This is a genomic window from Paenalcaligenes suwonensis, assembly GCF_011290505.1.
GTDB lineage: Bacteria > Pseudomonadota > Gammaproteobacteria > Burkholderiales > Burkholderiaceae_B > Paenalcaligenes > Paenalcaligenes suwonensis.
This window is the reverse complement of the sequence record NZ_JAANPV010000005.1, coordinates 88,908-103,363: the sequence shown is the minus strand read 5'-3', so window position 1 is coordinate 103,363 and position 14,456 is coordinate 88,908. Positions and strand designations below refer to the sequence as shown.

General features: G+C 50.9%; 13 protein-coding genes. 12 read left to right on the top strand and 1 reads right to left on the bottom strand.

Features of this window, described 5'->3' with window-relative positions; translation table 11 throughout:
- Positions 1–89: 89 nt before the first annotated feature.
- The 7 genes from alaS (at position 90) to GY634_RS09105 (ending at position 6,530) form a co-directional block, all read left to right on the top strand.
- Positions 90–2,708 (top strand): alanine--tRNA ligase, encoded by a 2,619-nt coding sequence (gene alaS, locus GY634_RS09135; RefSeq protein ID WP_166408235.1) that lies wholly within the window; start codon positions 90–92, stop codon positions 2,706–2,708.
- Positions 2,705–2,950, top strand: a complete 246-nt coding sequence (locus GY634_RS09130) for a sulfurtransferase TusA family protein (protein WP_166408234.1) — start codon at positions 2,705–2,707, stop codon at positions 2,948–2,950. The genes alaS and GY634_RS09130 overlap by 4 nt, the downstream gene beginning before the upstream one ends.
- Before the next feature lie 129 nt (positions 2,951–3,079).
- A complete protein-coding gene (rpsP, locus tag GY634_RS09125) occupies positions 3,080–3,340 on the top strand; it encodes a 30S ribosomal protein S16 (protein ID WP_135862012.1) in 261 nt (86 codons plus the stop codon).
- Between the two features lie 36 nt (positions 3,341–3,376).
- Positions 3,377–3,988 carry a ribosome maturation factor RimM gene (gene rimM, locus GY634_RS09120; protein ID WP_166408233.1) on the top strand — a complete coding sequence of 204 codons (612 nt, stop codon included), beginning with the start codon at positions 3,377–3,379 and terminating at the stop codon, positions 3,986–3,988.
- A 48-nt stretch (positions 3,989–4,036) separates the two neighbouring features.
- Positions 4,037–4,822 (top strand): tRNA (guanosine(37)-N1)-methyltransferase TrmD, encoded by a 786-nt coding sequence (gene trmD, locus GY634_RS09115; protein ID WP_166408232.1) that lies wholly within the window; start codon positions 4,037–4,039, stop codon positions 4,820–4,822.
- Between the two features lie 715 nt (positions 4,823–5,537).
- Positions 5,538–5,936, top strand: a complete 399-nt coding sequence (locus GY634_RS09110) for a hypothetical protein (protein ID WP_166408231.1) — start codon at positions 5,538–5,540, stop codon at positions 5,934–5,936.
- 69 nt (positions 5,937–6,005) lie between these two features.
- Positions 6,006–6,530 (top strand): DUF6985 domain-containing protein, encoded by a 525-nt coding sequence (locus GY634_RS09105; RefSeq protein WP_166408230.1) that lies wholly within the window; start codon positions 6,006–6,008, stop codon positions 6,528–6,530.
- Positions 6,531–6,637: 107 nt separating this feature from the next.
- On the opposite strand, the gene GY634_RS09100 is transcribed toward GY634_RS09105, so the two are convergent.
- A complete protein-coding gene (locus GY634_RS09100; protein WP_166408229.1) occupies positions 6,638–9,490 on the bottom strand; it encodes a valine--tRNA ligase in 2,853 nt (950 codons plus the stop codon).
- A gap of 243 nt (positions 9,491–9,733) precedes the next feature.
- On the opposite strand from GY634_RS09100, the gene ndk reads away from it, so the two are divergent.
- From ndk to hisS, 5 genes are read left to right on the top strand one after another with little or no spacing between them, the layout of a single operon-like run.
- Entirely contained in the window at positions 9,734–10,159 is a 426-nt protein-coding gene (gene ndk / locus GY634_RS09095) for a nucleoside-diphosphate kinase (RefSeq protein ID WP_166408228.1), read from the top strand.
- A 33-nt stretch (positions 10,160–10,192) separates the two neighbouring features.
- Positions 10,193–11,341 carry a dual-specificity RNA methyltransferase RlmN gene (gene rlmN / locus GY634_RS09090; RefSeq protein ID WP_166408227.1) on the top strand — a complete coding sequence of 383 codons (1,149 nt, stop codon included), beginning with the start codon at positions 10,193–10,195 and terminating at the stop codon, positions 11,339–11,341.
- Positions 11,341–11,847, top strand: a complete 507-nt coding sequence (locus GY634_RS09085) for a helix-turn-helix domain-containing protein (protein ID WP_242683661.1) — start codon at positions 11,341–11,343, stop codon at positions 11,845–11,847. Before rlmN ends, GY634_RS09085 begins: the two co-directional genes overlap by 1 nt.
- The gene (ispG, locus tag GY634_RS09080; protein WP_166408226.1) at positions 11,844–13,133 is read left to right on the top strand and encodes a flavodoxin-dependent (E)-4-hydroxy-3-methylbut-2-enyl-diphosphate synthase; all 1,290 of its coding nucleotides are present in this window, start codon (positions 11,844–11,846) and stop codon (positions 13,131–13,133) included. Before GY634_RS09085 ends, ispG begins: the two co-directional genes overlap by 4 nt.
- 33 nt (positions 13,134–13,166) lie before the next feature.
- Positions 13,167–14,450 (top strand): histidine--tRNA ligase, encoded by a 1,284-nt coding sequence (gene hisS, locus GY634_RS09075; RefSeq protein ID WP_166408225.1) that lies wholly within the window; start codon positions 13,167–13,169, stop codon positions 14,448–14,450.
- Positions 14,451–14,456: the final 6 nt, after the last annotated feature.

The window sequence follows — 14,456 nt, the reverse complement described above, 5'->3', positions numbered from 1 at the left end:
GAGAACCCCACAGCTTCCCCGCATTTGTTAGGCGTAGTGAGCCCTCTTACTTATAATGAGTGGTTATCTGTATTTTTTTGTAGCGATCAATGAAGACATCCGAAATTCGCCAGAAGTTTCTCTCGTTTTTTGAGGGGCGGGGCCATCAAGTCGTGCCGTCGTCCTCGCTGGTTCCTGGAAATGACCCAACCTTGTTGTTTACCAACGCAGGGATGGTGCAGTTTAAGGACGTGTTTACCGGTAAAGAAACCCGACCCTACCGTCGAGCGGTATCCTCGCAGCGCTGTGTGCGCGCGGGTGGTAAGCACAATGACCTAGAAAACGTAGGTTACACCGCACGTCACCACACATTTTTTGAAATGTTGGGTAACTTCAGTTTTGGCGATTATTTCAAGCGTGATGCCATTCTGAACGCCTGGGAATTGCTAACCTCTGTGTATGGTTTGCCGGCCGACAAGCTGTGGGTGACGGTGTATCACGAAGATGATGAAGCCTACGCGATTTGGCAAAATGAAGTAGGTGTGCCGGCTGAGCGTATTATTCGCATCGGCGACAATAAAGGTGCACGCTATGCGTCAGATAACTTCTGGCAAATGGCTGATACGGGCCCATGCGGTCCCTGTTCAGAAATCTTCTTTGATCATGGTCCAGAAGTATGGGGTGGCCCTCCCGGGTCTCCAGAAGAGGACGGTGATCGCTATATCGAAGTCTGGAACTTGGTGTTTATGCAGTTTGATCGCTCCGCCGATGGCGTGATGCATCCGCTGCCTAGCCCATGTGTAGATACCGGTATGGGTTTGGAGCGTATCGCGGCTGTGTTGCAGCATGTGCATTCCAACTACGATATAGACTTGTTTAAAGCACTGATTGCGGGTGCAGCACGTGAAACTGGATGTGCAGACCTGAGCAATAACTCACTTAAAGTGATTGCCGACCATATTCGTGCTTGCAGCTTCTTGATCGTGGATGGCGTAATTCCCGGTAATGAAGGTCGTGGCTATGTGCTGCGTCGTATCATTCGTCGCGCATTGCGTCATGGTCACAAGTTGGGCCAAACACGTCCGTTCTTCCATAAGCTGGTGGGTGATTTGGCTGCTCAAATGGGCGAAGCCTACCCAGAGCTGCTTGCTCAACAAGCACGCATAGAGCAAGTGCTGAAGCAGGAAGAAGAGCGTTTCGGTGAAACACTGGAGCACGGTCTGAAAATTTTGGAAGGTGCGTTGCAGCAGTTAGATGGCAGCAAGGTGCTAGATGGCCAAACGGTCTTTACGTTGTACGACACGTACGGTTTCCCCGTAGACCTTACCGCAGATATTTGCCGTGAGCGCGAAGTAGACGTTGATTTGGCAGGTTTTGAAACCGCTATGCAACGCCAGCGCGAACAAGCGCGTGCAGCCGGTAAGTTCAAAGCGGCAGCCGAATTGGTGTATGACGGTGCAGCCACGCAGTTTGAAGGCTACGATCACCTGCAAACACAGTCCAGCGTGTTGGCGCTGTACGTAGATGGTTTATCGGTAGACGTGGTTAATGCTGGTCAACAGGCGGTAGTGGTATTAGATAACACACCGTTTTACGCCGAATCTGGCGGTCAGGTGGGCGATACAGGTGTGTTGCACAGTGCTGAAGGCCACTTTGTGGTGCACGATACGCAAAAAATCCAATCGCAAGTGTTTGGTCACCAAGGTGTGCTGGAAAGTGGTGAGCTGCGTATAGGCAGCAAGCTACAAGCCCAAGTGGATGTGGCTAAGCGTGAGGCAACTATTCGCAACCACTCCGCCACACACTTGATGCACAAAGCGTTGCGTGAAGTATTGGGCGGTCACGTGCAGCAGCGCGGTTCGCTGGTTGATGCTCAAAAAACACGTTTTGACTTTGCACACGATGCCGCTATGACAGCCGAACAAATTGCGGCTGTTGAGGCAATTGTGAACCGTGAGGTTTTGCAGAATACTTCTGTGGCTGCGCAATTGATGGGCTTTGACGAAGCGGTTGAAGGCGGTGCCATGGCACTGTTTGGCGAGAAATACGGCGACGAAGTGCGCGTGCTGGATATTGGCTTCTCGCGTGAGCTATGTGGTGGTACACACGTATCCCGTACAGGCGATATTGGCTTGTTCAAAATCGTCTCCGAAAGCGGTGTGGCTGCCGGTGTGCGCCGTGTTGAAGCCATTACAGGTTTGAACTCGTTGGCGTGGGTGCAAGGCATTAATGGTTTGCTCAGCCAAGCATCGGCTGCGTTGCGTACTACGCCCGAAGATATCGCTTCACGTATTGGTTCGCTGCAGGTTCAACTGAAAGACGTAGAGCGTGAGCGCGATCAATTAAAAGACAAATTGGCGAGCTCTGCTGGCCAGGATTTGGCACAACAGGCAATTGAGTTGGCTGGCGGTGTAAAATTGCTGGTGGCTAACTTACCAGGTGTTGAGGCTAAATCACTGCGTAATCTGGTAGATCAGTTGAAAGACAAGCTGCAGTCGGCAGTGGTGGTGTTAAGCACTAGCGAAGACGGTAAAATCAGCTTGGTGGCTGGTGTTACTAAAGCGCTAAGCGCTACCGTTAAAGCGGGCGATGTGGTGGGCCATATTGCTCAGCAAGTAGGCGGTAAGGGTGGTGGTCGCCCCGATATGGCGATGGGTGGTGGTTCTGATGTTGCCGCATTGCCGCAAGCCTTGGCCTCTGTACAGGCTTGGGTGGAAGCCAAGCTATGAGTGGCCAAGAAATAGGAAGCGTCGCTTTAGAAGTAGACGCTTCCGGCCTGAAATGCCCGCTACCTATATTGCGGGCTAAAAAGGCTTTAGCACAAATTCAAAGTGGTGACGTATTAAAGGTCATCACTACGGATACTCATGCACTCACTGATTTTCAGGCGTTTGCAACACAAACCGGCAACCTTTTGCTCAAACAAGAGGAAGACGGGGAAACGTTGGTGCATTATTTACAGCGGCGCTGATCATAAAGCGCTGGATGTTGTTTTCGGTTGGGTTTATAATTGTTTTTTGCGGCCAAACGTACCGTTTCTGGCTGTATGATGATAAACTCTTTTGTTTTACACTTTTACTAACAGAAAAAGGAATTATCAATGGTGGTAATTCGCTTGGCCCGTGGTGGCTCCAAAAAGCGTCCGTTTTATACCGTAGTAGCCGCAAATCGTAGCGATCGCCGCGACGGCCGCTTTATTGAGCGTCTGGGCTTCTACAACCCCGTCGGTGGTGAAGGCCAGGAAAACCTGCGCCTGCAACTGGATCGTATCGAATACTGGACAACAAACGGTGCGCAATTGTCGCCTTCCGTTAGCCGTCTGGTTAAAGAATACGCTAAAACCGTTAGCAGCGCAGTCTAAATAGACTGTTGCTGGGTATCGTCTGTAGTCAACGCAATGTCAGTTATTCCTGATGATCTAGTTGAGCTGGGTCGTGTGGTATCTGCTTATGGCGTGCGCGGTTGGGTGAAAATTCAACCTTATGCTGCAGATGGCGATGCCTTGCTTACCGCAAAACGGTGGTGGCTGAAAACGCCTGTTTCTCCTGCTCACGGCGGAGGCGCAGGCGTTTCTGCGTCCATTACACCTTTTACGGTGCAACAAGCTAAATGGCATAGTGGTACGGTAGTTGCTCTGTTTAAGGGCTTCGATGACCGAAACCAGTCTGAGCCATTAAAAGCGCATACGGTATGGGTGTCACGTGCTGACTTCCCCGCTGCCGACGAAGAAGAATTCTATTGGGTAGATCTACTAGATTGCCTGCTATACGGTGAAGAAGAGGGTGGTCAATCTGCCTTATTGGGCCGTGTGGTGCAAGTGCTAGATAACGGTGCTCATGCAGTGCTGGAGGTCGAGCAAGGTAACTTGGATGATGCCCAATGCTTTACACCTGTGCTTTCTGCAAAAGGAAAGCGACAGACTATTCTGGTACCTTTTGTCAAAGAGTGTGTGCATACAGTTGATTTAGCCGCCAAGCGGTTAGATAGCAACTGGCCGGTTGGATTCTAAGCCTGCTGGCGGCAGGTGCTCTGACTGTCTGGCCCGTTAGGGATAAACATGCGCTTTGATGTACTGACCATATTCCCAGAAATGTTTACATCGTTGTTAGACAGCGGTGTGAATGCGCGCGCCCATAAAAAAGGGGCGTGGCAATTGCATACTTGGAATCCTCGCGACTTCACACACGACACGCATCGTACTGTAGACGATCGCCCTTATGGTGGTGGTCCGGGTATGGTGATGATGGCTGCGCCGTTGGAAGCGGCATTAAGCAGCGTGCATAATGCAAGGCAAGAGCAGGGCGAGCCACAACAGGCACCTGTGATTTTGCTTAGTCCTATTGGTGAAGTGTTTCAGCAACGCCATGCCCAGCAAATTGTTGATCAGCAGCAAGGGGCGATCTTTGTGTGTGGTCGTTACGAAGGTATAGACCAACGTTTCATTGATAAATGCGTAACGCATCAGTACTCACTTGGAGACTTTGTGCTCTCGGGTGGGGAGTTGGCGGCAGCCGTGATGATGGATAGCGTTGTGCGTTTATTGCCGGGTGTGCTGAATGACGAGCAGTCGGCGATGCAAGATTCTTTTCATCCGTCTTTGGATGGCTTGCTAGACAGCCCACACTACACGCGTCCCGAGAATTACGAGGGTGTTGCAGTGCCTGATGTGTTGTTATCGGGTAATCACAAACATATTGCCCAGTGGCGTCGAGAGCAGTCCTTGCGCTTGAGTTTGCAGAACCGTCCGGATTTGTTGATCGCAGCGTGGAAAAGTGGGGCGCTGACTAAGAAGGATTTGGCGTTTTTGGCGACGCTGGGGGGAGAACCTCCATTTGAGGGTTAAGCGTCTAGTCTTTGTGCTGCTGTATCTATTGCATATGCTGGGTTGGGGCAGCCGCTGTATTCATTGCACACGCTGAGGGGACTGCGGAACAACTTTTTGTGATTTGAGACACCAAATCAAAAAAGTTTTCCTCCGCCTCCTCTGATGTATCGCAATTGATAGGCTTACTGCCCTTTCTTGAGAGCGAATACAGTTTATCCATGATGCAGCTTAATGATTGCTAAGCAGCTACGCTCAAGGCTGGTTCAGAAAACGACTGTATTCATCGCACATGCTGGGGAACTGCAGAAGAATTTTTTGTGATTTGAGATACCAAATCAAAAAAATTTTCTCTCCGTCCCCCTGAGCATGCTGCTACTGTAGGTTTACAGCCCTTTCTTATGGGGTGGTACGGTCAGCGCGACACTGTGTGTTTATGCAGAAGCGCGCACACCCACAGAAATCACCATCCTCAAAACCTCTGCAAGCGATGAGCAAAAGGCGGATGGAAGTATTTTTTTATTTGGTGTCTCAAATAAAAAAATACTTTCGCAGCCTTAGGCTATGGCAGCCTAGTGGTGAGTGAGCGGGCTTTGAAGCTCACTTTCCATTCAAGAAAGTCTAATCACAGTAATTCTCTATAGAGCCACATCATCTCTACATGATCCTTGGCGCATATTTTGGTTAGAATCTACCGCATTACTACTGAATCACTACGCCAACGGAGCCTACCTATATGTCGTTACCAAACACCCTGTTTTACGCTACTCGAAAAGATGCTATTGCTCATGCTAAGGGTGAGCCTGCGACGATCCATGATTTGTATGAGTTCGGTGGCATTACCGACTTGGATATCAGTATTTTCTTTTCTATTGCGGCGGGAGAAGAATTCGATTTTGATCTGCACGAAATTCTCCCTATGGATGAATTGGAAGAGTACGAGGTGTTTGAGCTGCCTGTGAGATTGGTAGAGGTGCTGGCTGCTAAAAACGAAGCGGATATTAAGTCCTTGGCTGTGGAGTGGGCGGCTACTGAGGAGTTACAATGCGATCCGGCTGACTTGGTGCCTATTGTGACCACGCTTATTGAGCTCAGTAAAAAAGTGGGTGATAACCGTATTTATTTCAGCGCGTAATAACAGTTAGTGGCCTGTTGTGCGATTGAGATGAGCGGGTGTGTGCGTTGTTAAGAGTGGGGTAGAGGGATGCAAGTTCCAGGTTTGGGTGTGGTGGAAAAAGATGAAAGTACGGATTGGTATTTTAGTGATCCTATAGAAATTGCCGTTCTGGGTGATCAGGAGTGTGAGGTTGTCCTTGAGGAGTACGACGAGGATGAATGCAAGGCGGATTTCCATGCGGCGATTGCCAATTTTCTGGCGGCAGACCCTAAGGTGTTGCGCGAGGCGGATGACGCTCTGTTTAGCTATTACAAAGACTCCGAAACATACTGGCTAGAAGAGGGTAATGCGCCCATTACTACTGCAGAGGAGTTGTGGCAGCGCGTGCGGTTCGGGGCTGAGCCTATGGTTTCTCGCAGTGCTTATGGTGATAACGCTGTCTATGTATCGCTAGAGTGCGGGTGTGATTGGGAGGTTGAGCATGGCTTGCAGATCGTGTTCAAAAATGGCTTAACCATTACTAAGCTTGGGCCTTTTGATGGGCATCTGACCAACGCGAGTGCCTATGCTGATGACGCGCTTGAGTCCGTGATTTATCGCTCTCGTCGTTAAGTTTTTGAAGCGTTTAGCGGCAGCTCCTTAAAAGCAAAGCGCCCTTGGTCATGACAACCAAGGGCGCTTTTACGTAGCAGGCTACGCTGGCTAGAGGCGGGTGCTCGTTAACCGTTCAGTCTTGCGAGCTGAGCTTGGATCTTCGCTTGTGTTTCGCTGAATTGGTTTAAGCGCTCGCGCTCTTGCTCTACTACTGCAGCAGGGGCGCGTTCAACAAAGCTGGCATTACCCAGTTTGCTTTCGGCTTTAGTGATTTCACCATTCAAGCGGTCTAGCTCTTTGGTCAAGCGAGCGGTTTCTGCCGCAACGTCAATTTCAACGTGCAGCATCAACTGTGTGGTGCCTACTACCTGAACGGGAGCTCCCAGGTCTGGTAGTGTGGCGTGGATTTCGACTTTTTCCAGTTTCGCTAAGGCTTGTAGATAAGGCGTGTTGTGTTCTAACACGGCTGCATCACCTTGTGCTAACAGGGGCACACGCTCAGCGGGCGACAGATTCATTTCACCACGTAGAGCACGAATGGCATCCACTTGAGCCTTAAGCTCTGTAATGGCTTGCTCGGCTGCTTCATCCACCAAGTTTTGGTCTGCAACAGGGTAGGGTTGCAGCGCGATGGTGCTATCGTCACCAGCTTGGCGAACGCCAGCAACTTCAGCCACTTTTTGCCATAGCTCTTCTGTGATGAAGGGCATGATGGGGTGAATGAGGCGCAGTACGGATTCCAGTACATGGATCAGCGTGCGGCGTGTGCCCAGTTGTTGTGCTGGAGTGCCTTGCTGAATTTGTACTTTAGCGAGTTCTAGATACCAGTCGCAGTACTCGTCCCACACAAAGTGGTACAGCGAGTTGGCAACGTTATCAAAACGGTATTCGCTAAAACCACGTTCCACGTTGCTGTGCAGGCGTTGCAGTAGGCTGCTGATCCAGCGGTCTGCAGTCGAGAATTCGGCTGTTTCTGCGCCGTTCAGCACATGACCTTCGGTGTTCATCAGCACAAAGCGTGTCGCATTCCACAATTTATTGCAGAAGTTGCGGTAGCCTTCGCAGCGCTTTAAGTCGAAGTTGATGTTGCGACCCAAGGTGGCGTAAGCCGCCATCGTGAAGCGTAGCGCATCGGTACCGTAGGCAGGGAAGCCGTCTGGGTAGTCTTTGCGAGTGCGTTTCTCGATGCTTTGTGCTTGGCGTGGGTTCATCAAGCCGGTGGTGCGCTTGCTGATCAGGCTGTCCAGATCAATGCCGTCGATGATGTCTACAGGGTCAATAGTATTGCCCTTGGACTTACTCATCTTCTTGCCTTCCATGTCGCACACTAAGCCGTGCACGTACACTGAATGGAAAGGCACTTGGCCGGTCATGTGCATGGTCATCATGACCATACGGGCAACCCAGAAGAAAATGATGTCAAAACCCGTTACTAGCACGCTGGATGGCAGGTATTTTGCCAAGTCAGGCGTTTGCTCAGGCCAGCCTAAATCGGTAAACGGTACCAAGGCGGATGAGAACCAGGTATCTAGTACGTCTTCATCGCGGCGCAGTGGGCCTTGAATGCCAGCAGCGTCGGCTTTGGCTTTAGCTTCTTCTTCGCTGCGAGCAACGATGATTTGGCCGTCTTCGCTATACCACGCAGGGATTTGGTGGCCCCACCATAACTGACGAGAAATACACCAGTCTTGGATGTTATTCAGCCACTGGTTGTAGGTGGTGGTCCAGTTTTCTGGGTAGAACTTAATGCGGCCGTCGGCAACCACTTCTAGGGCAACATCGGTAATGCTTTTACCTGGGTGCAGGCTGTCAGCGGGTGCGGCTTTGCTCATGGCTACAAACCACTGGTCTGTTAGCAATGGTTCGATTACTGTGTCGGTACGGTCGCCGCGTGGCACCATGAGTTTGTGTGGCTTAACTTGCTGCAGCAAACCCATGCTGTCCAGGTCGTACACCACTTTTTCACGGGCAACAAAGCGGTCCAAGCCACGATAAGCTTCGGGAGCGTTTTCGTTAACTTTGGCGTCCAGCGTTAGGATGCTGATCATGTCTAAACCGTGGCGTTGGCCAACGGCATAGTCATTGAAGTCGTGCGCAGGAGTGACTTTCACTACGCCGGTACCGAATTCCATATCCACGTAATCATCAGCGATGATGGGGATTTCTCTACCTACCAATGGCAGGGTAACGGTTTGGCCGATGAGGTGTTTGTAGCGCTCGTCTTCGGGGTGCACCATCACCGCTACGTCGCCCAGCATGGTTTCAGGGCGTGTGGTAGCAACGACTAGGTGGGTAAGGGCGGCGGTAGGCGTGCTCAGTGGGTAACGAATTTCCCACATGTGGCCATCTTCTTCCTCGCTCACTACCTCTAGGTCGGAAACGGCTGTGCCTAGAACGGGGTCCCAGTTCACGAGACGTTTGCCACGGTAGATCAGGCCTTGCTCGTACAGGCGTACAAAGGTTTCAGCCACACCACGGGACATGTTGGAGTCCATCGTGAAGTATTCGCGGCCCCAGTCGCAGGAAGCGCCCAAGCGACGAAACTGTTGGGTAATGGCATTACCGGATTTTTCTTTCCATTCCCAGACTTTCTCTACAAAAGCCTCGCGGCCTAAGTCGTGTCGGGAAACTTTTTGGGCATCGAGTTGGCGTTCTACCACGATTTGTGTGGCGATACCGGCGTGGTCGGTGCCTGGAATGTAAGCAGTGTCGTCACCGCGCATGCGGTGGTAACGCGTCAGGCCATCCATGATGGTCTGGTTAAATGCGTGCCCCATGTGTAGCGTGCCAGTGACATTAGGGGGAGGAGACTGGATGACAAAGGCCTCGCTTTGGTGCCCAGGTGCGGGGGCTACATGCTGTCCACCGGAGAAAAAACCACTTTTTTCCCAACGGGCGTACCAGCGAGATTCGATGTCGCTGGGTTCAAAACTCTTGGCTAATTGATCGGTATTGCTAGTTGTAGATGCGTTTGTCATTGTCTATTCGAAAATTTTGCGGCTTGTCGTTGTATGAATGTAACGCAGACAAGTGCCTAAGAATCGGAAGCTGAAGCAGTTATTTTATGATGCTGCGCTGCTTCGTGGGCATGCTAAAATGTCTGGTTGCCGTAAAAGCATTAAAAGTGATTGTTTTTATTGAAAAAAACAACGCTTTGATTTAAATGGCTGTTTTCCTTTCCCTAGGGAAATGGCTGGATTTTTGATTATTTGGAATTTTACATGGCTATTGAACGCACTCTGTCTATCATCAAACCTGATGCCGTTGCTAAAAATGTAGTGGGTCAAATCGTATCTCGCTTTGAAAACGCTGGTTTGAAAGTTATCGCTGCTCGCATGGCTCACTTGTCCCGCGCTGAAGCTGAAGGTTTCTACGCTGTTCACAAAGAGCGTCCTTTCTTCAACGACTTGGTTGAGTTCATGATCTCCGGCCCTGTATTCGTACAAGTGTTGGAAGGCGAAGGCGCAATCCTGAAAAACCGTGAGTTGATGGGTGCAACTAACCCTAAAGAAGCTGCTGCTGGCACCATCCGTGCTGACTTCGCAGAAAGCATTGATGCTAACGCTGTTCACGGCTCTGATGCCCCTGAAACAGCAGCGGTTGAAATTGCTTATTTCTTCCCAGCTAGCCAGGTTTTCAGCCGTTAATTGCTGAGTATTGAAAGAATCGTGTCGGGTCCTATGTCTGAAGTCGTTACACCTATAAATCTGTTGGGGCATTCGCCTGAGCAGCTAAGCAACCTCGTGGCACAGTGGGGAGGGAAACCTTTTCGCGCACGTCAGTTACAACGTTGGATACACCAACGGGGTGTGGACGATTTCGATCAGATGACCGACCTGGCACGAGACTTTCGCCAGCAGTTGGCAGAGCATTGCATCATTCAGGCCTCTGAGGTCGTGCATGAGCAACGCTCTGCGGATGGCACACGTAAGTGGCTATTTGATGTGGGGCAGAACAACTCCGTAGAAACGGTGTTTATTCCAGAAGATGACCGCGGTACATTGTGTATTTCCAGCCAAGCTGGTTGTACCGTGGCATGTCCATTTTGCTCCACAGGTTATCAAGGCTTTAACCGTAACCTGACTGCCGCAGAGATTATTGGTCAGTTGTGGCACGCACGACGTGCCGTGATGGCAGATTTGCTGACTGCCCGTACTGATGGTGGTGCTACACCGCCTGATCGCGTGATCAGTAACGTGGTGATGATGGGTATGGGCGAGCCTTTGCTGAATTACAGCCAAGTGCTGATTGCGCTGAAATTGATGTTAGATGATAACTCATATGGGTTATCTCGCCGCCGTGTCACGGTGTCTACATCGGGTGTGGTGCCGTTCATGGATAAACTGGCAGAAGAGTGCCCAGTTGCCTTGGCGGTGTCGTTACATGCCCCTAATGACGCATTGCGGGACCGTCTGGTGCCGCTGAACAAGAAGTATCCGCTGAAAGAATTGTTGGCAGCATGTAATCGTTATCTGAAGCATGCACCGCGTGATTTCATCACGTTCGAGTACATCATGTTGGATGGGATTAATGATCTGGATGAGCATGCAGATCAGTTGTTGGCGATTGCACGAGAAGTGAAGTGCAAGTTCAACTTGATCCCATTTAACCCCTTCCCGCAGTCTGGGCTAAAACGTTCGTCTCATGCGCGTGTACGCGAATTTGCACAGCGTTTGATGGAGGGTGGTGTGGTGACTACGGTGCGTAAAACGCGTGGTGATGATATTGATGCTGCCTGTGGCCAGTTGGCTGGTGATATTCGAGATCGCACGCGCATTGACCAGCGTATGCCGCAACGCGCGCAGATCATACTCAAGCAGGAGCCTTAATGAGTCTAATGACGTACGATTCGTCGTTGAATACTGAAGTGGCTGCGCCGGCAGCGCCTGAGTTTACAGATGTGGGAGCAATGCTGCAGCAGTTACGCGAGCAGCGTGGATTATCGGTTAGCGATGTATCTCGCCGATTGAAGTACTCCGAAGCGCAAGTGCGTCTGCTGGAGCTTTCGCAATTCGATCAGTTGCCCAAAGCTGCCGCTCTGCGTGGCATGGTGCGCAACTATGCTCGCTACCTTAAAGTCGATGAACATGCTGTACTGGCTGTGTTGGATAAACAAGCCGGTACGTCACCACGACCACCTGTGCCTCGTAAAATTAAAGGTTCTTGGGCAGGTGCCGATACGCCGCTGTATGCCGAAGAGCCTCGCCAACGAGCATGGGGCTGGGGGTTGGTAATTGCCTTGCTGCTGTTTGTGGCGGTGTTTTATGCTTTGGACAGGGGCTGGATTCCTGATTCTTGGCTGTTTTTTGACTGGTTGAAAGAACTGAAAAAATGACCTCTGCCATTACCCCTTTTGCTCATCAAGCCCCTTTGGCTGTAGGTGCACAGAGTAGACGTCAAACTCGCGCAGTACCTGTTACCTGGAACGATAAGCAGGTGGTTATTGGTGGTGGTGCACCGGTGGTGGTGCAGTCCATGACCAATACGGATACTGCCCATGCGATAGAAACCGCGATACAGGTTAAGGAATTAGCCTTGGCGGGTTCTGAAATGGTGCGAATTACGGTTAACTCCCCCGAAGCGGCACGCGAAGTGCCAGCCATACGCGAACAGTTAGATCGTATGGGGATGAACGTGCCGTTGGTGGGTGACTTCCACTTTAATGGGCATAAGTTGCTTACTGATTACCCCGAATGCGCGCAAGCACTGTCTAAGTACCGTATTAATCCGGGCAACATGGGCGGTGGGAAACGCAGGGACGATAACTTTGCGCGAATGATCGAAGTTGCGTGCCGTTACGAAAAACCTGTACGCATCGGTGTGAATTGGGGCAGTCTAGATCATGACCTCATGGCCAGAATGATGGACGATAACAATCGTCAGTCTCAGCCATGGGAAGCCCAAGCGGTGATGCGTGATGCGCTGGTAATCTCGGCGATCAGTAATGCACGTAGAGCCGAAGAACTAGGTTTATCACCTAACGCCATCGTGTTGTCATGCAAAGTCAGCCATGTACAAGATTTGATTACGGTCTATCGCGATCTGTCTCAGCGCTGTGATTACCCACTGCATTTGGGCTTGACCGAAGCAGGTATGGGTAGCAAGGGTATTGTCGCTTCTACGGCTGCGTTATCGGTATTGTTACAGCAAGGCATAGGCGATACCATACGTATTTCGTTGACACCAGAGCCGGGTGGCGATCGTACGCGTGAAGTGATTGTGGCGCAGGAAATTCTGCAAACCATGGGGCTGCGTGCCTTTGCTCCTATGGTGGTGGCCTGTCCTGGGTGTGGTCGTACTAGTAGTACGGTGTTTCAGGAATTGGCGGATGATATTCAACGCTTTTTGCGTGAGCAAATGCCCATTTGGCGCCAGCAGTATCCTGGCGTAGAAAGCATGAATGTCGCCGTCATGGGGTGTGTGGTCAACGGCCCCGGTGAAAGTCGCCATGCCGATATAGGTATTAGCCTACCAGGCACGGGGGAGGTTCCTTCCGCACCCGTGTATTTGGATGGTGAGCGGGTAGTGACATTGAAGGGCGATACCATTGCCAAAGAATTTCAAGGCATTGTGCTGGACTATGTTCAGCGTCGCTATGGTAATAAACAAGCGCAGCAATAATACTGTGCGGCTTCAATACAAAAAAGTAGAGTTATGACGCAGTCGTTTCAAAAACTTCGTGCCCTAACCGGCATGAAAGATATTCTTCCCGATACCAGTTGGCAGTGGGAACAGCTAGAAGAAACCGTACGCCAATGGTTGGCCAGCTACGGTTATCGCAACATGCGTACGCCAGTGTTAGAGCATACGCAGCTGTTTAGCCGCGGTATTGGTGAAGTGACCGATATTGTGGAAAAGGAAATGTATTCCTTTACCGACTCGTTAAATGGCGACTTGCTGACCATGCGCCCCGAATTTACAGCGGGTATGGTGCGTGCCAGTATTGAGCATAACTTGTTGTATGACCGTCCACATCGTGTGTATGCGATGGGTCCGGTGTTTAGGCATGAGCGCCCACAGCGTGGTCGCTACCGCCAGTTCCACCAAATTGACGTAGAAGCCTTGGGCTTGCCCGGCCCCGATGTGGACGCTGAGCTGATCATCATGCTGAATCGTCTGTGGAAGATTCTGGGTCTTAAAGATATTCGTTTGGAAATTAACTCGTTGGGCCAAGCTGAAGAGCGTGCAGCGCACCGCGAGGCATTGATTCGTTATCTGGAAGAGCACAAATCTATTCTGGATGAAGAAGCGCAACGTCGCATGTACAGCAATCCTCTGCGTGTGCTGGATACTAAAAACCCAGCCATGCAAGAAATGGCTAACAATGCACCCAAGTTATTTGATTACTTGGGCGAAGAGTCTCTGGCGCACTACCAAGGTGTATGTAAACGTTTGGACGATGCCGGTATTGCTTACACGCTAAACCCTCGTTTGGTGCGTGGTTTGGATTACTACAACCTCACTGTGTTTGAGTGGATTACCGATAGACTGGGCGCTCAAGGCACCGTGTGTGGTGGCGGTAGGTATGACGGCTTGATTCCTCTGCTGGGTGGTAAGCCTGCTCCAGCGGTGGGGTTTGCGATTGGTATGGAGCGTTTGCTGGATTTATGCGAACAAGAGGCCAACCAAACCGAACAAAGCGAATGCGATGTGTACATGGTGCACCAAGGTGATGATGCTCAGCGCCAAGCCAGCTTATTGGCTGAGCAATTGCGCGATGTGGGTTTGCGTGTGATTGTGCATGCAGGCTCGTCGGGGTTTAAATCGCAGTTTAAACGTGCCGATGCAAGCGGTGCGTACGTAGCGGTAATTCTGGGCGAAAACGAATTGACTACACGCACTGCAAGCGTGAAGTGGTTGCGTCTAGAGGAAGACGAAGCCCAGCAACAAAGCGTGGCATTTGATCAATTGGCAACGGTTTTAACAACGAAGGTATAAACACGA

Excerpts from the sequence above, each read along its gene's own strand:
- alaS (WP_166408235.1), top strand. The coding sequence starts at position 90 with ATGAAGACATCCGAAATTCGCCAGAAGTTTCTCTCGTTTTTTGAGGGG.
- GY634_RS09130 (WP_166408234.1), top strand. The coding sequence starts at position 2,705 with ATGAGTGGCCAAGAAATAGGAAGCGTCGCTTTAGAAGTAGACGCTTCC.
- rpsP (WP_135862012.1), top strand. The coding sequence starts at position 3,080 with ATGGTGGTAATTCGCTTGGCCCGTGGTGGCTCCAAAAAGCGTCCGTTT.
- rimM (WP_166408233.1), top strand. The coding sequence starts at position 3,377 with ATGTCAGTTATTCCTGATGATCTAGTTGAGCTGGGTCGTGTGGTATCT.
- trmD (WP_166408232.1), top strand. The coding sequence starts at position 4,037 with ATGCGCTTTGATGTACTGACCATATTCCCAGAAATGTTTACATCGTTG.
- GY634_RS09110 (WP_166408231.1), top strand. The coding sequence starts at position 5,538 with ATGTCGTTACCAAACACCCTGTTTTACGCTACTCGAAAAGATGCTATT.
- GY634_RS09105 (WP_166408230.1), top strand. The coding sequence starts at position 6,006 with ATGCAAGTTCCAGGTTTGGGTGTGGTGGAAAAAGATGAAAGTACGGAT.
- GY634_RS09100 (WP_166408229.1), bottom strand. The coding sequence starts at position 9,490 with ATGACAAACGCATCTACAACTAGCAATACCGATCAATTAGCCAAGAGT.
- ndk (WP_166408228.1), top strand. The coding sequence starts at position 9,734 with ATGGCTATTGAACGCACTCTGTCTATCATCAAACCTGATGCCGTTGCT.
- rlmN (WP_166408227.1), top strand. The coding sequence starts at position 10,193 with ATGTCTGAAGTCGTTACACCTATAAATCTGTTGGGGCATTCGCCTGAG.
- GY634_RS09085 (WP_242683661.1), top strand. The coding sequence starts at position 11,341 with ATGAGTCTAATGACGTACGATTCGTCGTTGAATACTGAAGTGGCTGCG.
- ispG (WP_166408226.1), top strand. The coding sequence starts at position 11,844 with ATGACCTCTGCCATTACCCCTTTTGCTCATCAAGCCCCTTTGGCTGTA.
- hisS (WP_166408225.1), top strand. The coding sequence starts at position 13,167 with ATGACGCAGTCGTTTCAAAAACTTCGTGCCCTAACCGGCATGAAAGAT.